16 protein-coding genes, 1 tRNA gene, 1 pseudogene and 1 riboswitch are annotated in these 20,322 nt (G+C 75.2%); of the genes and pseudogenes, 12 read left to right on the top strand and 6 right to left on the bottom strand.

Annotation, left to right across the window (positions count from 1 at the left end):
- Positions 1-805: 805 nt before the first annotated feature.
- Positions 806-1,198, top strand: a pseudogene (locus tag V9U69_RS01455) (cytochrome P450); the annotation flags it as partial.
- A gap of 101 nt (positions 1,199-1,299) precedes the next feature.
- Here V9U69_RS01455 and ppc read toward each other — a convergent pair.
- The 3 genes from ppc to V9U69_RS01470 all read right to left on the bottom strand — a co-directional run bounded on the left by ppc (position 1,300) and on the right by V9U69_RS01470 (position 5,144).
- Positions 1,300-4,122 carry a phosphoenolpyruvate carboxylase gene (ppc, locus tag V9U69_RS01460; RefSeq protein ID WP_337059508.1) on the bottom strand — a complete coding sequence of 941 codons (2,823 nt, stop codon included), beginning with the start codon at positions 4,120-4,122 and terminating at the stop codon, positions 1,300-1,302.
- Between the two features lie 194 nt (positions 4,123-4,316).
- Positions 4,317-4,595 carry an HU family DNA-binding protein gene (locus tag V9U69_RS01465; RefSeq protein WP_242129366.1) on the bottom strand — a complete coding sequence of 93 codons (279 nt, stop codon included), beginning with the start codon at positions 4,593-4,595 and terminating at the stop codon, positions 4,317-4,319.
- 138 nt (positions 4,596-4,733) lie between these two features.
- Positions 4,734-5,144 (bottom strand): Fur family transcriptional regulator, encoded by a 411-nt coding sequence (locus V9U69_RS01470; protein ID WP_337059509.1) that lies wholly within the window; start codon positions 5,142-5,144, stop codon positions 4,734-4,736.
- Between the two features lie 239 nt (positions 5,145-5,383).
- On the opposite strand from V9U69_RS01470, the gene V9U69_RS01475 reads away from it, so the two are divergent.
- The 5 genes from V9U69_RS01475 (at position 5,384) to V9U69_RS01495 (ending at position 11,553) form a co-directional block, all read left to right on the top strand.
- Positions 5,384-6,778, top strand: a complete 1,395-nt coding sequence (locus V9U69_RS01475; protein WP_337059510.1) for a glycine--tRNA ligase — start codon at positions 5,384-5,386, stop codon at positions 6,776-6,778.
- A gap of 141 nt (positions 6,779-6,919) precedes the next feature.
- Positions 6,920-7,684 (top strand): polysaccharide deacetylase family protein, encoded by a 765-nt coding sequence (locus V9U69_RS01480; RefSeq protein ID WP_337059511.1) that lies wholly within the window; start codon positions 6,920-6,922, stop codon positions 7,682-7,684.
- The gene (locus V9U69_RS01485) at positions 7,681-9,003 is read left to right on the top strand and encodes an SGNH/GDSL hydrolase family protein (protein ID WP_337059512.1); all 1,323 of its coding nucleotides are present in this window, start codon (positions 7,681-7,683) and stop codon (positions 9,001-9,003) included. The genes V9U69_RS01480 and V9U69_RS01485 overlap by 4 nt, the downstream gene beginning before the upstream one ends.
- 88 nt (positions 9,004-9,091) lie before the next feature.
- Positions 9,092-10,291 (top strand): tRNA dihydrouridine synthase DusB, encoded by a 1,200-nt coding sequence (gene dusB / locus V9U69_RS01490; protein ID WP_337059513.1) that lies wholly within the window; start codon positions 9,092-9,094, stop codon positions 10,289-10,291.
- On the top strand, positions 10,288-11,553 hold the full coding sequence (locus V9U69_RS01495) for a deoxyguanosinetriphosphate triphosphohydrolase (protein WP_442907537.1): 1,266 nt from the start codon (positions 10,288-10,290) through the stop codon (positions 11,551-11,553). The genes dusB and V9U69_RS01495 overlap by 4 nt, the downstream gene beginning before the upstream one ends.
- 67 nt (positions 11,554-11,620) lie before the next feature.
- On the opposite strand, the gene V9U69_RS01500 is transcribed toward V9U69_RS01495, so the two are convergent.
- The 3 genes from V9U69_RS01500 to V9U69_RS01510 form a co-directional block, all read right to left on the bottom strand.
- A complete protein-coding gene (locus tag V9U69_RS01500) occupies positions 11,621-12,154 on the bottom strand; it encodes a septum formation family protein (RefSeq protein ID WP_337059515.1) in 534 nt (177 codons plus the stop codon).
- A gap of 204 nt (positions 12,155-12,358) precedes the next feature.
- Positions 12,359-12,958 carry a CoA-binding protein gene (locus tag V9U69_RS01505; RefSeq protein WP_337059516.1) on the bottom strand — a complete coding sequence of 200 codons (600 nt, stop codon included), beginning with the start codon at positions 12,956-12,958 and terminating at the stop codon, positions 12,359-12,361.
- Positions 12,955-14,214, bottom strand: coding sequence for an O-acetylhomoserine aminocarboxypropyltransferase/cysteine synthase family protein (locus tag V9U69_RS01510; RefSeq protein ID WP_442907538.1), 1,260 nt, complete (start codon positions 14,212-14,214; stop codon positions 12,955-12,957). Before V9U69_RS01510 ends, V9U69_RS01505 begins: the two co-directional genes overlap by 4 nt.
- A gap of 167 nt (positions 14,215-14,381) precedes the next feature.
- Between V9U69_RS01510 and dnaG the strand changes: the two genes are divergently transcribed.
- The 6 genes from dnaG (at position 14,382) to V9U69_RS01540 (ending at position 20,284) form a co-directional block, all read left to right on the top strand.
- Complete coding sequence (gene dnaG / locus V9U69_RS01515) at positions 14,382-16,292, top strand: DNA primase (RefSeq protein ID WP_337059518.1); 1,911 nt, start codon at positions 14,382-14,384, stop codon at positions 16,290-16,292.
- A 114-nt stretch (positions 16,293-16,406) separates the two neighbouring features.
- Positions 16,407-16,479, top strand: a tRNA-Asn gene (locus V9U69_RS01520).
- Positions 16,480-16,553: 74 nt separating this feature from the next.
- The gene (locus tag V9U69_RS01525) at positions 16,554-17,243 is read left to right on the top strand and encodes an HNH endonuclease family protein (RefSeq protein ID WP_337059519.1); all 690 of its coding nucleotides are present in this window, start codon (positions 16,554-16,556) and stop codon (positions 17,241-17,243) included.
- 68 nt (positions 17,244-17,311) lie between these two features.
- A riboswitch (SAM riboswitch) is annotated at positions 17,312-17,398 on the top strand.
- Between the two features lie 4 nt (positions 17,399-17,402).
- Complete coding sequence (locus V9U69_RS01530) at positions 17,403-17,822, top strand: rhodanese-like domain-containing protein (RefSeq protein WP_337059520.1); 420 nt, start codon at positions 17,403-17,405, stop codon at positions 17,820-17,822.
- A complete protein-coding gene (locus V9U69_RS01535; protein WP_337059521.1) occupies positions 17,807-19,018 on the top strand; it encodes an O-succinylhomoserine sulfhydrylase in 1,212 nt (403 codons plus the stop codon). The genes V9U69_RS01530 and V9U69_RS01535 overlap by 16 nt, the downstream gene beginning before the upstream one ends.
- Before the next feature lie 33 nt (positions 19,019-19,051).
- A complete protein-coding gene (locus V9U69_RS01540; RefSeq protein ID WP_337059522.1) occupies positions 19,052-20,284 on the top strand; it encodes a cobalamin-independent methionine synthase II family protein in 1,233 nt (410 codons plus the stop codon).
- Positions 20,285-20,322: the final 38 nt, after the last annotated feature.

The raw sequence follows: 20,322 nt of genomic DNA on the forward strand, positions 1-20,322 counted from the left end.
GCGCCTGGCGGTGCGCCGCGGCGCCCGGGGCGGCGACCTGCAGTCCCTGCTGCTGGCCGACCCCGCCACCTGGCGCGACCCGTACGCCTTCCACGAGCGGGTCCGGGCCGCCGGGCCGCTGCTCACCGGCCGGTTCACGACGATGAGCGCCCACCACGCGGTCGTGCGCGAGGTGCTCGGCAGCGCCGACTTCGGGGTGGGCTCGGTGCACGAGGTGCCGGTGCCGCAGCTGCGGCCGCTGGCGGCGTGGACGGACCGCGGCCGCCCCGTGCACCCCGTGGAGCCGCCGTCGATGCTCGCGGTCGACCCGCCCGAGCACACCCGCTACCGGCGCCTGGTCTCGAAGGTCTTCAGCGCCCGCGCCGTGGAGGGCCTGCGGCCGAGGGTGGAGCAGCTGGCCGCCGAGCTGCTCGACGAGCTGGCCGCGCGCGGCCCGGTCGTCGACGTCGTGCACGACTACGCCCTGCGGCTGCCCGTCGCCGTCATCGCGGAGGTCCTCGGCGTGCCCGCGCACCGGCGCGAGGAGGTGCGCGCCTTCGGCGCGGGGGTGGCCGGCAGCCTGGAGGTCGCCGCGCCGTGGCGCCAGCACCGCGCCGTCGAGAGGTCGCTGCGCGCCTTCGACGCCTGGATCGGCGATCACCTGGAGCACCTGCGCCGCCACCCCGGCGACGACCTGCTCAGCGGTCTGCTCGCCGTCACCGACGACGAGGGCGGCGACGCGGGTGCCGGCGGGGCCGGCGGTGGGTCCGACGGCGGGGGAGCGCGCCTGAGCGACCGCGAGCTGCGCGCCACCGCCGGGCTGCTGATGGCCGCCGGCTTCGAGACGACCGTGAACCTGCTCGGCTCGGCGACGGCGCTGCTGCTGGAGCACCCCGGCCAGCTGGCGCTCGCGCGCGCCGACGCCTCGCTGTGGCCGGGCGCGGTGGAGGAGTCCCTGCGCCTGGAGGCGCCGGTGCAGCTGACCTCCCGCCGCGCGCTGCGCGAGACCGTCGTGGCCGGGCAGCCGGTGGACGCCGGCCGGCGGGTGGTGCTCCTGCTGGGCGCCGCCGGCCGCGACCCGCACGTCTTCGACGACCCGGCCCGCTTCGACGTGCGCCGCGCCAACGCCCGCGAGCACCTCGCCTTCTCCGGCGGCCGGCACTTCTGCCTCGGCGCGGCCCTGGCCCGGCTGGAGGGGGAGGTGGGGCTGCGCGCCCTGTTCGAGCGGTTCCCGGACCTGCACCTCGCGCCCGGTGCGCGGCGCACCACCACGCGGGTGCTGCGCGGCTGGGAACGGCTGCCGGTGCGTTCGGCAGCGGGTCAGCCCGTGTTGCGCATTCCCGCCGCGATGCCGTTGATCGTCAGCAGCAGCGCCCGGCGCAGCGCCGGGTCCACGCCGTCACCGGCGGCGCGGGCGCGGCCCAGCAGGCTCACCTGCAGCGCGTGCAGCGGCGCCAGGTAGGCGTCGCGCAGCTCCAGGGTGCGGCGCAGCACCGGGGTGGTCTCCAGCAGCGACTCCTGCTGCGTCACCCACAGCACCTGCTCCAGGGTGCGGGCGTGCTCGGCGCGGATGACGTCGAACGCGCCGCGCTGCCCGGCCGGCACCAGTTCCTCCACGTAGTGCGCCGCGATGCCCAGGTCCGTCTTCGCCAGGGTCATCTGCACGTTGGAGACGAAGCTGCGGAAGAAGTGCCACTCGGCGTACATCCGCCGCAGCGCCTCCCCGTGCCCCGCGGCGCGCGCCGCCGCCAGGCCCGAGCCCACCCCGAACCAGCCGGGCACGTTGATGCGGCTCTGCGTCCAGCCGAACACCCACGGGATCGCCCGCAGGTCCTCCAGCCCACCGGTGCCGCCGGGGCGGCGCGAGGGCCGCGAGCCGATGTTGAGGTGGCCCAGCTCCTCCACCGGCGTGGCGGCCAGGAAGAACCGCACCAGCCCCGGGTCGCGCACCAGGGCCCGGTAGGCGCGCTGGCCCTCCGCGGCCACCACGTCCATCGTGGCGTCCCACACGTCCAGGACGCCGCGACCCGCGCGGGCGCTGCGGTGCAGGGTGGAGGCCTCCAGCGCCGCGGACAGCGCCACCTCCAGGTTGTGCCGGGCCAGGCGCGGCTGCAGGTACTTGTCGGAGATCACCTCGCCCTGCTCGGTGACCTTGATCGGCCCGTCGAGCGTGCCGTACGGCTGCGCCAGGATCGCCTCGCCGGTCGGGCCGCCGCCGCGGCCGACCGAGCCGCCGCGACCGTGGAAGAAGCGCAGCACCACCCCGTGCCGGCGGGCCACGTCGCGCAGTGCGCGCTGCGCCCGGTGGATCTGCCAGCGGGACGCGGCGATGCCGCCGTCCTTGGAGGAGTCGGAGTAGCCGAGCATGATCTCCTGCACGTCGCCGCGGGCGGCGACGACGCGGCGGTACGAGGGGTCCGCCAGCAGCCCCTCCAGCAACTCCTCGGCCGCCTCCAGCTCCGTGACCGTCTCGAACAGCGGCACGAAGCCGATGCGAGCGACGTCCCCCGGCCCGCCCTCGCGGCCCCCGCCGTCGGCGAGGTCCACCAGGCCCACCTCGCGCGCCAGCACCACCACGGCCAGCAGGTCATCCACGCCCTGCGTCATCGAGACGATGTAGCTCTCGATCGCGTCGTCGCCGAAGCGGTCCAGGCAGGTGCGCACCGTCGCGAACAGCTGCATCACCTGCGCCGGCGTGCCCGTCAGCGAGCGCACCGCGGCACCGATCAGCGGACGGTGCCCCGTCAGCTCCCGGCTCAGCAGGCGCCGCCGCGACTCGCGGTCCAGCGACTCGTACGGCTGCACCAGCTCGCCGAGGCGGTCGTAGGCCGCCGCCAGCGCCGCGTGGTGGCGCTCGGCGTGCTCGCGCACGTCCAGCGTGGCCAGGCCGAAGCCGACCGCCTGCGCGGTGCGCAGCAGCCGCGCCACCGACCCGTCGGCGACCAGCTCGCCGTCGTTGGCGCGCAGCGACTCCTGCAGCAGGCGCAGGTCGGCGACGAACTCCTCCGGCCCGGCGTAGTCCAGGCCGTCCACGTGCTCCGCGCCGCTGCGCAGGCGGGCGCGGGTGCCCTCCAGGCGGGCCAGCACGTACGACAGCTCGAAGCGGTACGGCTCCTCGCCGTTGAGGCGCTCGCGGTCCGCGCGCACCTCCGGCAGCAGGCGCCCGTCGCGCTCCAGCTTCGCCGTCAGCTCCGGGGAGGCCCCGACGATCTGCGTGGAGGCGGCCAGTTCGGTGCGCAGGTCGCGCACGGCCGCGGACAGCACGTCCAGGGCCGCCTCGTGCATCAGGCCCAGCACCTCCAGCGTCACCTCGGGGGTGACGTTGGGGTTGCCGTCGCGGTCGCCGCCGACCCAGCTGCCGAAGCGCAGCGGGCGCGCACCGGCCGGCAGGGCCGCGCCGGCGCCCGCCAGGCCGACCTCGAGGTCCTCCAGGAGGTCCGGCAGCACGTCCGCGGACAGCGTGCGCAGGTAGTGCAGCGCCGAGCGGGCCTCGTCGGCCGGGCGGGGGCGCTCCACCCGCAGCTCGTCGGTCTGCCACAGCAGGTCCACCAGCTCCGCCAGGCGGCGCCGGCCGCGCTCGGCGTCGGTGGGCCGCTGCTGCGGGTCCTCCGAGGCCTCCACGTTGGCGGTGATGCGCAGCAGCAGGTCCAGCACCGAGCGGCGGCTGGACTCGGTGGGGTGGGCGGTGAAGACCGGGCGCAGCTGCAGGCGGCCGAGCACCTCGCGCACGGCCTCCGGGTCCGCCTCGCCGGAGGCGATCGCCTCGCGCAGGCGCTCCAGCGCCGTCTCCAGCCCACCGGTGGGCTGGCGGGACAGCTCCAGGCCGCGGTGCAGCTGCTCGGAGGCGTTGGCGAGCTGGAAGTAGGCGGTGAACGCCCGCGCCAGCACGATCGCGGTGCGGTCGTCCACGCCGGACAGCAGCTGCGCCAGCTTCGCGCCGTCGTCGGGCTCGCGGGCCAGGGCGCGCACCTGCTCGACGAGCTCGAGGAGGTCGGCGCCCTCGTGGCGGGTCAGGGACTCGCCGAGCAGCTCCCCGAGCCGGCGCACGGAGGCGCGCAGGGCCGCGTGACCCTCGTCGGAGGAGACGCCGTCGACGGCCAGCGGGCCGTGGGCGGGGGTGGGGGTGTCGGTGCGCGTGCTCATGACTGCTGGCCTTCGCCTCCCTGGTGGTGCGGTGTCGACGCTGACCCCGTCACGTGGTGCCTTCACTGCCGGACTCGTGCACCGGCCCGGACGGGCGCGGCGCGGGCAGTCTTGCGCGTCCGCGCCGCCGGCGGGAACCCGGGGCCTCGCCGGGACGGGCCGCGACGGTGCCGGGCCCCGCCCCGGCGGGGGTGTCAGGAGCCGGCGGCGGCGGCCTTGAGCTTGGAGCCGGCGGTCAGCTTGGCGCCGAAGGAGGCGGCGATCTCGAGGGTCTCGCCGGTGCGCGGGTTGCGGCCCGTGCGCGCGGCGCGCTCGACGCGCTCGACCGTCATCAGGCCGGGCAGCTTGACCGCGTCGCCCTTGGCGACGGCCTCCAGCAGCACGTCCCCGAAGGCGCCGAGCACCGCGTCGGCGTCGCTCTGCGAGACGCCGCTGCGCTCGGCGACGGCGGTGATCAGTTCTGCGCGGTTCACGTGGTTCTCCCGGGTGTGGGGGGTCAGGGTCGGCAGGCGACGTTACCTGCCGTCACCGCGCTCGGCGCTCAGGCCCCGGGGCGTGGCGCGCGCCGGAGCGCCGGGGGGGAGCTGTGGACGCGGCGGTGCGGGTGCCCCTCAGCCGCGGTCGGCGCGCACGCCGCACTCCGCGCACACGCCGAACACCTCCACGACGTGCTCGACCTGCGTGAAGCCGTGCGCTGCGCCCACGCGCCGCGCCCACGACTCGACCGTGGGGCCCTCCACCTCGACGGTGCGCCCGCACGAGCGGCACACCAGGTGGTGGTGGTGGCCGGTGCTGCAGCGGCGGTAGACGGCCTCGCCGCCGTCGTCGGTGCGCAGCACGTCCACGTCGCCGTCCTCCGCCAGGGCCTGCAGGGCCCGGTAGACGGTGGCCAGGCCGACGCTCTCGCCGCGCTCGCGCAGGCGGGCGTGCAGCTCCTGGGCGGACAGGAAGGCGTCGGCCTCGTCGAGGAGGGCGGAGACGGCGGAACGCTGCCGGGTGGACCGGCGGGCCGGCGTGGCCACGGCTGCTCCTCTCGCCGCGCGCCGGGCGCGACCTGCGACCGGGTGGGACTGCGACCCGAGGACTCTACGTCACCACGCACCCGGACCACCCGCCCGGACCACCGGCCCGGACCACCCGCCCGGAGGGAGGTCGCGCCCGCCCAGCGCGTAGCCTCGCTACCGCCCCGCCACCGTGGCGGGGTGCCGCGCCCCACCGGCGCGGTCAGGTCCGCCGACACCCAGCCGGATGGAGATCCCGCGTGGCACAGTCCAGCTCCGCCTCCCGCCTCGACGCCGTCGTCAACCTCGCCAAGCGCCGCGGGTTCGTCTTCCCCGCGGGTGAGATCTACGGCGGCACGCGCTCGGCCTGGGACTACGGCCCCCTGGGCGTGGAGCTGAAGGAGAACATCAAGCGCCAGTGGTGGCGCGCGGTCGTCTCCTCCCGCGAGGACGTCGTCGGCCTGGACTCCTCGGTCATCCTGCCGCGCAAGGTGTGGGAGGCCTCCGGCCACGTCGAGGTGTTCACCGACCCGCTGGTGGAGTCGCTCGTCACCCACAAGCGCTACCGCGCCGACCACCTGCTGGAGGCGTACGAGGCCAAGCACGGCCACCCGCCGGCCAACGGCCTGGCGGACGTGGTGGACCCCGACACCGGCGTGCGCGGGCAGTGGACCGAGCCGCGCAACTTCTCCGGCCTGATGAAGACCTACCTCGGTGCCGTGGACGACGAGGAGGGCCTGCACTACCTGCGGCCCGAGACCGCGCAGGGCATCTTCGTGAACTTCGCCAACGTCATGGGCTCGGCGCGCAAGAAGCCGCCGTTCGGCATCGGCCAGATCGGCAAGAGCTTCCGCAACGAGATCACGCCGGGCAACTTCATCTTCCGGACCCGCGAGTTCGAGCAGATGGAGATGGAGTTCTTCGTCGAGCCCGGCACGGACGAGCAGTGGCACCAGTACTGGCTCGACGAGCGCATGTCCTGGTACGTGGGCCTGGGCGTCGACCCGGCCAACCTGCGCTTCTTCGAGCACCCGGCGGAGAAGCTGTCGCACTACTCCAAGCGCACCGTGGACATCGAGTACCGCTTCGGCTTCACCGGCTCGGAGTGGGGTGAGCTGGAGGGCATCGCCAACCGCACCGACTACGACCTGTCGACGCACTCGCGCGAGTCGGGCGTGGACCTGTCCTACTTCGACCAGGCCAAGGGCGAGCGCTGGACGCCGTACGTCATCGAGCCGGCGGCGGGCCTGACCCGTTCCCTCATGGCGTTCCTCGTCGACGCGTACAGCGAGGACGAGGCGCCGAACACCAAGGGCGGGGTGGACAAGCGCACGGTGCTGCGCCTGGACCACCGCCTGGCGCCGGTGAAGGCAGCGGTGTTCCCGCTCTCGCGCAACGAGCAGCTCTCGCCCAAGGCGCGCGACCTGGCCGCGGAGCTGCGCAAGCACTGGAACATCGAGTTCGACGACGCCGGCGCCATCGGCCGCCGGTACCGCCGCCACGACGAGGTCGGCACGCCGTACTGCATCACCGTCGACTTCGACACCCTGGAGGACCAGGCGGTGACCATCCGCGAGCGCGACACCATGGCGCAGGAGCGGGTGGCGCTGGACCAGGTCGCCGGCTGGCTGGGCAGCAGGCTGCTGGGGGCCTGACCAGCCGCGCGGTGCCGACGGCGCCGTCCCGCAGTGGCGGGGCGGCGCCGTCCTCGTCCCCGACCCTTCCGGAAACCTTGCGGTAGCCGGGTGGTGGGCTCTACCTTCACAGCCTCATCCCAGCTACGAGGAGGTAGCTCAGTGGAGCTCTCCGTTCTCCGGCTCACCCGTTCGAGCGCCGCCCGCCGCATCGCCGCGGGAGCGCTCGCCTGCGCCGCGATCACCACGGTGGTCGCCGCACCCGCGCAGGCGGGCAGGAAGGCGCCCGAGCCGATCACCACCGCGCGCGCCGGCGGGCAGTCCGTCGCCCTGACCTTCGACGACGGCCCCAACGGTGACGACCCGTACGACCAGACCGACGCGGACGAGACGGCCCGCCTGCTCGACGTGCTCGCGGCGAACCGGGTCGAGGCCGTCTTCTGCCTGCAGGCCGACCAGGTCGTGCGCTACCCCGACCTCGTGCGCCGCATCGCCGCCGAGGGGCACACCCTGTGCAACCACTCGGTCCAGCACGACGACATGGGCGACTTCACCCGCGCCCAGGTGCGCGCCGACATCGAGGCCACCAACGCCCTCATCCGCTGGGCCGTGCCGGGAGCGGAGATCCCCTACTTCCGCGCCCCCTACGGCTCCTGGGGCGTCAGCGCCCAGGTGGCCGAGCGCCTCGGCATGGCCCCGCTGGGCTGGACCTTCGACGTCGCCGACTGGGAGGAGCCCGGCGAGGAGCTCATCGTCCAGCGCGTGCGCGAGCGCCTCGTGCCGCGCTCGGTGATCCTCATGCACGACGGCGGCGGCGACCGCACCGGCACCGTCGACGCCGTCGAAGCGCTGATCCCCGAACTGAAGGCCGCCGGCTGGCGCTTCACCCTGCCCGCGAAGCACGCGACGCGCGGAGCGCACCGGTGAGCGCCCGGCGCACCCGGCGCCTGCGCGCCGTCGCCCTGCTCACCGGCGCCCTCGTGCTCGGCGCCGGCACCGCCACCTCCGCCGCTCCCGGCGCGGTCGACGCGCGCTCCGCGCACGGCCGCGGGACCGGCGGGGAGTGGATCGGCACCTGGGCGACCGCGCCCACCGCCGTGCCCGCCTCCGGCGTCACCGTCCTGCAGGACCAGACCGTCCGGCAGGTCGTGCACGCCAGCATCGGCGGCGGCAGCCTGCAGGTGCGCTTCACCAACGAGTTCGGCGACAGCCCGCTCGTCGTCGGCGAGGCGCACGTCGGGCTGCGCGACGGCTCCACCGGCACCGACGTGCTGCCCGGCACCGACCGCACGCTCACCTTCGGCGGCAGCACGTCCACGACCGTCCCCGCCGGCGCGCCGCTGCTCAGCGACCCCGTGCAGCTGGACCTGCCCGACGGCGGCGACCTCGTCGTCAGCATCCACCTGCCCGAGGCCACCCCGGTCACCACCGTGCACGCCTTCCCCTACCAGGACAACGTCGTGGCCGCCGGCGACGTCACCGGCGCCCGCAGCGTCACCCCGACCGCCACGGTGGGGCAGTGGGTGTTCCTCTCCGGGGTCAGCGTGCTGGCGCCCGAGCGCGACCGCGCGGCCGCGATCGTCGCCCTCGGCGACTCCATCACCGACGGCGCCGAGACCACCCGCAGCGCCAACCGGCGCTGGCCGGACCTGCTGGCCGAACGGCTGCGCCACGCGCGGGGCCTGCCCGAGCGCGGCGTGCTCAACGAGGGCATCAGCGGCAACCGCCTGCTGCACGACCCCAACCCGCCGGCCGGCTCGCCCGCCGAGGGCTACGCGGCCTTCTTCGGCGAGAGCGCGCTGCGCCGCTTCGACCGCGACGTGGCCGCCCAGCCGGGCGCGGAGTACCTGGTGGTCCTGCTGGGCGTCAACGACCTCGGCCACCCGGGCACCTCGGCGCCGGAGTCCGAGACCGTCACCGCGCAGCAGATCGTCGACGCGCACCGCCAGCTCATCGCCCGCGCCCACCAGCTCGGCATCAAGGCGATCGGCGGCACGATCCTGCCGTTCGAGGGCGACACCCTCGGCTTCTTCAGCGAGGAGAACGAGGCGGCTCGCCAGCAGGTCAACCACTGGATCCGCACCAGCGGCGAGTACGACGCCGTCGTCGACTTCGACGCGGCCCTGCGCGACCCGCGCGACCACCGGCGGCTGAACCCGCGCTACGACTCCGGCGACGGCCTGCACCCCAACGACGCCGGGATGCGGGCCATGGCCGAGGCGGTGCCGCTGCACGTCTTCCGCTGACTCCCCGCCGACCCCGCCGGCCCCGTGCCCGGGGGTCCGCGCGCCGCACCCGGCGCGGGGACCCCCGGGCAACGGTCATCATGGGGGGGTGAGCCTCCTGGACGCCCCGATCGAGACCCCGACGGGCACCGCTGCGACCGGCCCGGTCGTCGCGCCCCTGCGCATCGGCCCGCACGTGTCCGCCACGCCCGTGGTGCTCGCCCCCATGGCCGGCATCACCAACTCCGCCTACCGGCAGCTGTGCCGCGAGCACGGCGAGGGCTTCTACGTCTCCGAGATGGTCACCTCCCGCGCCCTCGTCGAGCGCACCCCGGAGTCGATGCGCCTGGTGACGTTCACCGCGGCCGAGCGCCCCCGCAGCCTGCAGCTGTACGGCGTGGACCCCGCCACCGTCGCCGCCGCCGTGCGCATGGTCGTTCAGGAGGACCTCGCCGACCACGTCGACCTCAACTTCGGCTGCCCCGTGCCCAAGGTCACCCGCAAGGGCGGGGGAGCGGCGCTGCCCTGGAAGGCGGACCTGTTCCGCGACATCGTCGCCGGCGCCGTGCGCGAGGCGTCGAAGGGCGGGATCCCCCTGACGGTGAAGATGCGCAAGGGCGTCGACGACGACCACCTCACCTACCTGGACGCCGGGCGCACCGCCGAGCGCGAGGGCGCCGCCGCCGTCGCCCTGCACGGGCGCACCGCCTCGCAGCACTACTCCGGCCAGGCCGACTGGGACGCGATCGCGCGCCTGAAGGAGGCCGTCACCACGATCCCCGTCCTCGGCAACGGCGACGTGTGGAGCGCCGAGGACGCCCTGGAGATGGTGCGCCGCACCGGCTGCGACGGCGTCGTCGTCGGCCGCGGCTGCCTGGGCCGGCCGTGGCTGTTCGCCGACCTGGAAGCAGGTTTCGCCGGCCGCCCCGACCGGGTGCGCCCGGGCCTGCGCACCGTGGCGGCCACGCTTCGCCGGCACGCCGAGCTGCTCGTGGAGCACTACGGCGACGAGCTGCGCGCCTGCCGCGACGTGCGCAAGCACGTCGCCTGGTACTTCAAGGGCTACGTCGTCGGCGGCGACCTGCGCGCGAAGCTGGGGCTGGTGGACTCCCTGGCCGCCCTCGACGAGCTGCTGGCCTCCCTCGACCTCGACCAGCCCTACCCGGGAGCGCCCGCGGAGGGCGCGCGCGGGCGGGCCGGTTCCCCGCAGCGGGTGGCGCTGCCGGAGGGCTGGCTGGACGACCGCGTCCTGTCCGGGGCGGCCGCCGAGGTCGTGCGCCAGGCCGAGCTGTCCGTCTCCGGGGGCTGAGCGTGAGCGAGCGCGACGGCACCCACCCCGGTTACGCGGCCGCCGACCTGGTGCGCTGGGTGCCCGAACCGCCCAAGACGCACCGCCGCAGCGCGTTCGCCCGCGACCGCGCCCGGCTGCTGCACTCCTCGGCGCTGCGCCGCCTGGCCGCCAAGACGCAGGTCGTCGGGCCCGGCACCGACGACTTCGTGCGCAACCGCCTGACGCACTCCCTGGAGGTCGCCCAGGTCGGACGCGAGCTGGGCGCCGCGCTGGGCTGCGACCCGGACGTGGTCGACACCGCCTGCCTGGCGCACGACCTCGGCCACCCGCCGTTCGGGCACAACGGCGAGCGGGCCCTGGCGGAGGCCGCCGCCGGGATCGGCGGGTTCGAGGGCAACGCGCAGACGCTGCGGCTGCTGACGCGCCTGGAACCGAAGACCAGCGCCCCCGACGGCTCGCCCGCCGGGCTGAACCTCACCCGTGCCAGCCTGGACGCCGCCACGAAGTACCCGTGGCTGCACGGGAAGGCGCCGCGCGCCACCTCGAAGTTCGGCGCCTACGCCGACGACGCCGAGGTGTTCGCGTGGCTGCGCGACGGCGCGCCGGAGAACCGGCCCTGCGTGGAGGCGCAGGTCATGGACTTCGCCGACGACGTCGCCTACAGCGTCCACGACGTCGAGGACGCCGTCGTCGCCGGGCACGTGCGCCTGGACTGGCTGCGCTCCGCTGAGACCCGCGCGCGCGTCGCCGCGCAGGTGCGCGACTGGTACGTCCCCGACGCGAGCGACGAGGCGGTGGACGAGGCCCTGGACCGGTTGTCCGGGTTGCCGTTCTGGGCCGAGGAGCAGCCCGGCGAGCTCTTCGGGGGCCGCCGCCACCTGGCGGCGCTGAAGGACATGACCAGCCAGCTCATCGGCCGCTTCGCCAACGCCGCTCAGGACGCCACCCGCGCCCGCCACGGCGACGGGCCGCTGACCCGCTACGCCGCCGACGTGGAGGTGCCGGCGGGGACGGCGCTGGAGGTGGCCGTTCTCAAGGGCGTGGCCGCCACGTTCGTCATGAGCGCGCAGGAGCGCCAGCCGTTCTACGCCCGTCAGCGCGAGCTGCTGCTGGAGCTGCTGACCGCCCTGGTCGAGCGGGGCGCGGAGGTCCTGGAACCACCCTTCCGGCAGGACCACGACGCCGCGGGCGACGACGCGGCGCGGCTGCGCGTGGTCGTCGACCAGGTGGCCTCGCTCACCGACGTCTCCGCGCTGGCCTGGCACGCCCGGCTGACCTGACCCACCTGACCCGACCGGTCAGCCGGGCGGGGCCGGGGCGTCGCGGTGACGCTCGCCTCGGCGGTTCTCACTCCAGCGGCACCGGCTCCACCGGGTCGCGCAGGTCCCCCGCCGTGAGGGAGCCCACCAGCGGTTGCCCCACGCCCACCAGCAGGCAGCGCACCTCGTGGTCACCGGCGTCGTGGGCGTCGTCCCCCGGCCACGCCGAGGCGTGCGTCACCGAACCCGGGGGCAGGCCGCGGCGCTCGGCGAGCGTCGCCACGGCCGTCGCGCAGAACGCGTTGGCCCCCTCCTGCCTCGCGGTGCGGCGGTGCCCGGCGACGACGGGGCTGCTGAGCACCACCTCGGCGTCGTGGGCGGCGTCGCAGCCGGTCTCCTCGTACAGGGCCGGCCCGCTGCGCAGGCAGGTGCCGACCGGCCACTGGCCGGCCCGGGTCAGCTCCACGGAGTCGGAGGAGCGCAGCGGCTGCGCGAGGCCCTCACCGCCGCGCACCAGCGCCCACACCAGGGCAGCGGTGCCGCCCAGCAGCAGGACGGCCCCGGTGCCGAGCGCGCCGGCCAGCAGCAGCAGCACGTCCCGGCGCCACCGCCGCGCGGGCACCGCGTCGCGCCCGCCACCGGGCGGGAACGGCCCCGACGGGAACGGCCCGGACGGCGGGCGGGCCCGGAACGGATCGGGCGTGAGCGGAGGCGGTGGGGGAGCGGGGATCGGCACGCCCGCGACCGTAGGCGCGCGCGGCGCCTGCACCGCCCGGTGCGGCGGTGCGCTGTGGACACCGCCGCCGCACCGGCACCTGGGGATCCCTCAGCGCGCGTGGCGGCGCGCGGAGATCACCCCGGTGTCGAAACCCGCCAGGTGCAGCCCGCCGTGGAAGCGGGCGTGCTCGATCTTCAGGCACCGGTTCATGACGACCGTGATCCCCGCCTCGTGCCCGCGGCGGGCGACCTCGTCGTCCGACAGGCCCAGCTGCAACCACAGCACCGGTGCGCCCACCGCGAGGGTCTCGTCCAGGACGGCACCCAGTTCGGCGGGCCGGCGGAACACGTCGACGACGTCGGGCACGCCGGGCAGCTCCGCCAGGGACGGGTACGCGGGCCGGCCCAGCACCTCGCGCTCGTTCGGGTTGACGAACCACACCTCGTAGCCGGAGTCGGCCAGCAGGTAGGTGCCGACGAAGTACGAGGCGCGCGAGGGCTTGTTCGAGGCGCCGAGGACCGCGACGGTCCGGGTGCGGCGCAGGATCGACAGCCGCTGCCCGGGTGTGGGGGGCGTCCAGCCGCCGGCGGCGCGCACGGGGGCCGCGTCCTTCGCGCCGGTGGCCGGTTCCGCCGGTGCCAGCGGGCCGGCGGCCGCGCTGCCGGTGTCGCCGATCGCGCCGGTGGGAGCGCTCTCGTGCCCGCTCACCGGGCCACCTCCGCCGTCGCCGCGGTCAGCGCCTGGTCCAGGTCCCACAGCACGTCCTCCACGTCCTCCAGGCCGACGCTGATGCGGATGAGGTCCTCCGGGACACCGGCCGCCTCGAGCTGCTCCGCCGACAGCTGCTGGTGGGTCGTGGAGGCCGGGTGCAGCACGAGGGTGCGCGCGTCGCCGATGTTCGCCAGGTGCGAGCACAGCTGCAGGTTCTCGATGAACCGCTCCCCGGCCGCGCGACCGCCGGCGACGCCGAAGGAGAACACCGCGCCGGGCCCCTCGGGCAGGTAGCGCTGGGCCCGCTCGAAGTGCGGGTGCGAGGGCAGGCCGGAGTAGCGCACCCAGCCGACGCGCTCGTCCGCCTCCAGCCACTGCGCCACCCGGCGCGCGTTGGCGACGTGCTCGCGCATGCGCTGCGGCAGCGTCTCCACGCCCATCAGCAGCAGGAACGCCGAGTGCGGGGCCAGGGTGGCGCCGATGTCGCGCAGCTGCTCGCTGCGCAGCTTGGTGAGGAACCCGTACTCGGCGAAGTTGCCCCACCAGCTCAGGCCGCCGTAGCTGGCGACCGGCTCGGTCATGGCGGGGAACTTCCCGTTGTCCCAGGGGAAGGTGCCGGCGTCCACGACGACACCGCCGAGGGTGGTGCCGTGCCCGCCGAGGAACTTGGTGGCGGAGTGGATGACGATGTCCGCGCCGTGCTCGATCGGCCGGCACAGGTACGGGGTGGCGGTGGTGGCGTCGACGACCAGCGGGATCCCCGCCCCGTGCGCCACGTCGGCCAGCGCCTCGATGTCCGCGACCACCGTGGAGGGGTTCGCGACCAGCTCGGTGAACACGAACCGCGTCCTCTCGGTGATCGCCGCCCGCACCGCGGCGGCCTCCGGCTCCACGAACACGGTGTCCACGCCGAAGCGGCGCAGCGTCACGTCCAGCTGGGTGACGGTGCCGCCGTAGAGGTTGTTCGAGGCGACGACGTGGTCACCCGCACCCGCCAGCGCCGCGAAGGTCAGGAACTCCGCGGACTGCCCGGAGCTGCACGCCAGCGCGCCCAGGCCGCCTTCCAGGGACGCCATCCGCTCCTCCAGCGCCGCCACGGTGGGGTTGGAGATGCGGCTGTAGATGTTGCCGTACTTCTGCAGCGCGAAGAGGTTCGCCGCGTCGGCGGCGTCCTCGAACACGAAGCTCGTGGTCTGGTAGATCGGCACGGCCCGCGCACCCGTCGTCGGCTCCGGCACCGCACCCGCGTGCACGGCGCGGGTGCGGAAGCCCCAGGCGCGGTCGCTGCCGTCGCCGGGGCTGCGCCCGTCCCGTTCCGCGCCCGCGGGCCGGTCCCGCTGCTGCTTCTCGCTCACGGGGCGATCCTGCCACCCGCGCCCGCGGGCCGGTCGCGTCGGCGGGCACGCCTAGACTCCGGCGCGTGGCAGGGCTCATCCACTCCGACGACCTGCGCGCGGTCAAGGAGCGCGTCCGCATCGACGAGGTGGTCGCCGAGCAGGTGACGCTGCGCCCCGGCGGCGTGGGCTCCTTCAAGGGCCTGTGCCCGTTCCACGACGAGCGCACCCCCAGCTTCACGGTGCGCCCCGCCGTGGGGCGCTGGCACTGCTTCGGCTGCGGCGAGGGCGGCGACGCCATCGAGTTCGTCCGCCGCATCGACGGCACGACCTTCACCGAGGCCGTGGAGCGCCTCGCCGAGCGCGCCGGCGTGCAGCTGCGCTACGTCGACGACGGCGGCCGCCCCGGCAGGCGCCCGGCCGGGGCGCAGCAGGCCGGGCAGCGCCAGCGGCTGCTGGAGGCGCACCGGGTGGCCGAGGCCTTCTACGCCGGGCAGCTGGAGCAGCCCGGCCCCGCCGAGACCGCCCGCCGCTTCCTCGCCGAGCGCGGCTTCACCCGCGAGGCCGCCGCCCGCTTCGGGGTGGGCTTCGCCCCCGCCGGCGGTGAGGCGTTGCTGCGCCACCTGCGCGGCGAGGGGTTCACCGAGGAGGAGCTGGTGACCTCCGGCCTGGCCGGGCAGGGCCAGCGCGGGCTCTACGACCGCTTCCGCGGCCGCCTGGTGTGGCCCATCCGCGACGTCAGCGGCCACACCGTGGCCTTCGGCGCGCGCCGGCTCTTCGACGACGACCGCATCGACGCCAAGTACCTCAACTCGCCCGAGACGCCCGTCTACAAGAAGTCGCAGGCCCTGTACGGCCTCGACCTCGCCAAGCGGGAGATCGCCCGCACCAAGCGGGTCGTCGTCGTCGAGGGCTACACCGACGTCATGGCCTGCCACCTGGCGGGCGTGAGCACCGCGGTCGCCACCTGCGGCACCGCCTTCGGCGAGGAGCACGCCCGCGTCGTGCAGCGCATGCTCGGCGACGTCGCCGGCTCCGCGGAGGTCGTCTTCACCTTCGACGGCGACGAGGCGGGGCAGAAGGCGGCGCTGCGGGCCTTCGAGCTGGAGGAGCGCTTCACCGCGCAGACGTACGTGGCGGTCGAGCCCGGCGGGCAGGACCCCTGCGACCTGCGCCTGTCCTCCGGCGACGCCGCCGTGGCCGCCCTGGTCGACGGGCGCGTGCCCCTGTTCGAGTTCGCGATCCGCTCCACGATCTCCCGCTACGACCTGGGCAGCGACGCCGGCCGGCTGGCCGCCCTGGACGCCGCCGCACCGATCGTGGCGAAGATCCGCGACAGCGGGCTGCGCCAGCGCTACGCGGTCAACCTGGACCGCTGGACGGGTTTCCTCGACGAGCGCTTCGTGCTGGACCGGGTGCGCCGGCACGCCCGCGACGGGCGCGGTGGCCGCGACGGGCGCGCGGCGCGGGAACCGGCCCAGCCCGCCGCGCCCACCACCCCCGCGGCCACCCCGGTGGCCACCGTCGACGACGCCGTCGTGCAGCTGGAGCGGTGGGTCCTGGCGTGCGTGCTGCAGGCGCCGTGGGTGGTCGCGGACGACTTCGCCGCCCTGGCCGCGGACGCCTTCGGCGTCCCCGGCCACCGCGCCGTCCACGACGCCGTCACCGCCGCCGGCGGGCCGCTGGAGGCACCCCAGGGCCCCGCGTGGGTGGAGGCGGTGCTCGCCTACGCCGACGGCCCCGTCGCCGCGCTCGTGCAGGAGCTCGCGGTGAGCGACCTGCCCGTCGGCGACGAGGAGGAGCTGGAGCGGTGGGGGCGCTCGCTGGTCGCGACGCTGGCAGGGCAGGCGACCACCCGCGCCGTCGCCGACGCCAAGCGCCGGCTGTGGAGCATCGACGCGGGCGCGCAGCCGGAGGAGTACCGCACGGCCTCGGAGGAGCTGTTCCGGCTGGAGGCGGCCCGACGGGCCTGGCAGGAGCGCGCCCAGGGCCTGTGAGCCCTGCGGCGCTGCGGGTCCCGGCCCGGGCGGGGCGCCGCGCCCCGTGACGCAGGCACCCGTGCGGGGCTGGTACGGTTGACGTGCTGTCGCCGGGGGTTCACCCGGTGGTGGTCCCGCATAGCTCAATTGGCAGAGCAGCCGGCTGTTAACCGGCAGGTTGTTGGTTCGAGTCCAACTGCGGGAGCTTCCCGAGGGGGTCTGCGCACGCAGGCCCCCTTCGTCGTCCCCGCCGGGACCCGCGACCCGTCGGAGGTGCCCGTGCCCGCTCGCCGATCCGGCGCCCTCGCCGCGATCCTCGCCCCCCTGGTGCTCCTGCTGCTGGCGGTGGCGCTGTGGCGGGCCCTGGCACCGGGCACCGGCCCGCAGGAGCGTCCCGCCGCGACGGGGAGCGCTGCCCGGGCGCTCGCCGCCCTGGAGGTCCGCGAGGAGGCGTCGTCCGCCGGGTACCAGCGCACCCGCTTCGGGGAGAGCTGGGTCGACGTCGACGGCAACGGCTGCCGCACCCGCGACGACGTCCTGCAGCGCGACCTCGTCGACGTCCGCCTCGCCGACGACGGCTGCACCGTGCTCTCCGGCACCCTGGTGGACCCCTACTCCGGGGAGGAGATCGCCTTCCGGCGCGGCGAGCGGACCAGCGCCGAGGTGCAGGTCGACCACGTCGTGGCGCTGGCCGACGCCTGGCGCACCGGTGCCCAGAAGCTCAGCGCCCAGGAGCGGGTCGCGTTCGCCAACGACCCCCTGGAGCTGCTCGCGGTGGACGGCTCCCTCAACCAGTCCAAGGGGGACGACGACGCCGCGCAGTGGCTGCCGCCGGTGGGGGAGTGCGAGTACGTGGCCCGGCAGGTCGCCGTCAAGAGCGCCTGGGGGCTGTGGGTGACGCCCGCCGAGCGCGACGCGATGGCGGACGTGCTGGCCGGCTGCCCCGGGCAGGAGCTGCCGGCCTCCTGACGCCTCGCCCACCGCGCCGGGTCCAGCGCGGCGGGTCCGGCGCGGTCCGCCGATGCCCTAGGCTGGCCTGACCATCCAGAGCGGCCGAGAGACCTGGCTCGACGACGCCGCAGCAACCCCCCTCGGGAGGGTGCTCATGCCAGGACCGATGGAGGCTTCGTGAGCTACGCCGGCGACCTCACCCCGCGTGAGGCGTTCGAATTGCTGCGTGACGACGGTGACGCCGTCCTCGTGGACGTCCGCACCGAGGCGGAGTGGACGTACGTCGGGGCGCCCGACGCCGCCGAGCTGCGCCGACCACCGGTGTTCGCCTCCTGGCTGCCCGTGGAGCAGGACGCACCCGGTGCGAGGTTCCTGGCGGAACTGGCGCGCGCGGGGGTCGAACCGGGCCGGAGCGGCCCGGTGGTGTTCCTGTGCCGTTCCGGCAAGCGCTCCGTCGCCGCCGCCGAGGCCGCCACCGCCGCGGGGATCACCCCCAGCTACAACGTCCTGGACGGTTTCGAGGGCGACCTGGACGAGCACGGCCACCGCGGTGGCGCCGGCTGGCGCGCTCAGGGCCTGCCGTGGCGGCAGTCGTGAACGCGCAGCAGCCGAACCCCTGGCGCCCCGACACCACCGCCGTGCGCGCGGGCCTGGCCCGCTCGGGTTTCGAGGAGACCTCGGAGGCGATGTACCTCACCTCCGGGTACGTGTACGAGTCCGCCGCCGCCGCGGAGGCCGCGTTCACCGGTGAGGTGGACCGCTACGTCTACTCCCGCTACGGCAACCCCACCGTCTCCGTGTTCACCGAGCGGTTGCGGGCCCTGGAGGGCGCCGAGGCGTGCTACGGCCTGGCCAGCGGCATGTCCGCGGTGTTCTACGCGCTCGGTGCGCTGCTCGGCGCCGGGGACCGGGTCGTGGCCGCCCGCAGCCTGTTCGGGTCCTGCTACGTCATCCTCGACGAGATCCTGCCCCGATGGGGCGTGACGACGGAGTTCGTCGACGGCGAGGACATCGCCCAGTGGGAGAGGGCGCTCGCCACGCCCGCGCAGGCGGTGTTCTTCGAGACGCCCGCGAACCCCATGCAGACCCTCGTGGACGTCGAGGCGGTCGCGGAGCTCGCGCACGCGGCCGGCGCGGTGGTGGTGGTGGACAACGCCTTCGCCAGCCCGGTGGGGCAGCGGCCCCTGCGGTTCGGCGCCGACGTCGTCGTGTACTCCGCGACCAAGCACATCGACGGCCAGGGCCGCGTCATGGGCGGTGCGGTGCTCGGCACGACGGAGTTCATCGAGGGCCGGTTCCAGGAACTGACCCGGCACACCGGGCCGACGCTCAGCCCGTTCAACGCGTGGACGCTCGCGAAGGGCCTGGAGACCCTCGGCCTGCGCGTGCGGCACTCCGCGGCCACCGCCCTGCGCATCGCCGAGCACCTGGAGGAGAGCGGTGCGGTGCGCTGGGTGCGCTACCCGCTGCTGGCCTCGCACCCGCAGTTCGACCTGGCGAAGCGGCAGATGGAGCTCGGCGGCACCGTCGTCACGTTCGAGCTGGACGCGCCGGCCGGCCGCGGCAGGGAACGCGCCTTCGAGGTGCTCGACGCCCTGGGCACCATCGACATCTCCAACAACCTCGGCGACGCGAAGTCCCTCGCGACGCACCCCGCCACCACCACGCACCGCCGCCTCGGTGAGCAGGGCCGTGCCGCGATCGGCCTGTCCGACGCGGTGCTGCGCCTGTCGGTGGGCCTGGAGGACCCCGACGACCTGCTCGAAGACCTGGACCGCGCGCTGCGCCGCTGACGTCCCCCGAAACCCCGATCGGAGCCCCCCTTCGTGACCAGCACCACCCGCCGCATCCCCGTCAGCCACGCCGGCAGCCTGCCCCGCACCCCGGAGCTCATCGCGGCGAACGAGGCCCGCCGCGTCGGCGAGGACGGTCTCACCCTGGAGCGCACCCCCGAGTTCGACGCGCTGCTGACCGACGCCGTCGTCGACCTCGTGCGCCGCCAGCGGGACCTGGGCGTCACCCTCGTCGGCGACGGCGAGTACGGCAAGGCCATGACCAGCGCCGTGGACTACGGCGCCTGGTGGTCCTACTCGTTCCAGCGCGTGGCGGGCCTGGAGGTCACCGGTGAGGACCTCTTCACCCAGCCGGTCGTGCGTTCCGAGCCGGGGAAGGTGCGGCTGACGAGCTTCCCGGACCGCCGCGACTGGACGACCTTCAAGGACGCCTACACCGACCCCACCGCGGGGATCATGACGGGCAAGCAGGCGACCGCGTTCCCCGCCACGACCGGCCCGCTGCGCTACGTCGGGCAGGAGGCCATCGCCTCCGACGTCGCGAACCTCGTCGCCGGCCTGGAGGCCGCCGGACTGGAGCGCAGCCAGGGGTTCATCACCTCCCTGTCCCCGGGCAGCGGTGCGCGCATCGCCAACCGGTACTACGCCACGGAGGAGGAGCACATCTGGGCGTGGGCGGAGGTGATGCGCGAGGAGTACCGCGCCGTCGTCGACGCGGGACTCGTGCTGCAGATCGACGACCCGTCGATCGCCGAGAACTGGGACCAGATCAACCCCGAGCCCAGCGTCGAGGACTACCGCGAGTTCACCCGGATCCGCGTGGAGGCGCTGAACCACGCCATCCGCGACCTGCCGTCCGAGCAGATCCGCTTCCACCTGTGCTGGGGCAGCTGGCACGGCCCGCACACCACCGACATCGAGTTCCGGCACATCGCCGACCTCATGCTGCAGATCGACGCCGGTTCGTACTCCTTCGAGGCGGCCAACGCCCGCCACGAGCACGAGTGGAAGGTGTGGAAGGACCTCGAGCTGCCCGCGGGCAAGACGATCGCGCCGGGGATCGTCAGCCACGCCACGAACGTCGTCGAGCACCCCGAGCTCGTCGCCGACCGCATCGAGCGGTTCGCCTCGGTGGTGGGGGCGGAGAACGTGATCGCCGCCACTGACTGCGGTCTCGGCGGCCGCATCCACCCGCAGATCGCCGTCGCGAAGCTCGCCGCCCTCGGTGAGGGGGCGGAGATCGCCAGCCGGCGCCTGTTCGGCTGAGGCGCTCGCGCCGGCCGCTCGTCCCGGGCGGCGGGGAA

The sequence above is a fragment of the Kineococcus sp. G2 genome, assembly GCF_037154035.1.
GTDB lineage: Bacteria > Actinomycetota > Actinomycetes > Actinomycetales > Kineococcaceae > Kineococcus.

Coding starts and splice junctions, on each gene's coding strand:
- ppc (WP_337059508.1), bottom strand. CDS start 4,122: ATGAGCACGCGCACCGACACCCCCACCCCCGCCCACGGCCCGCTGGCC.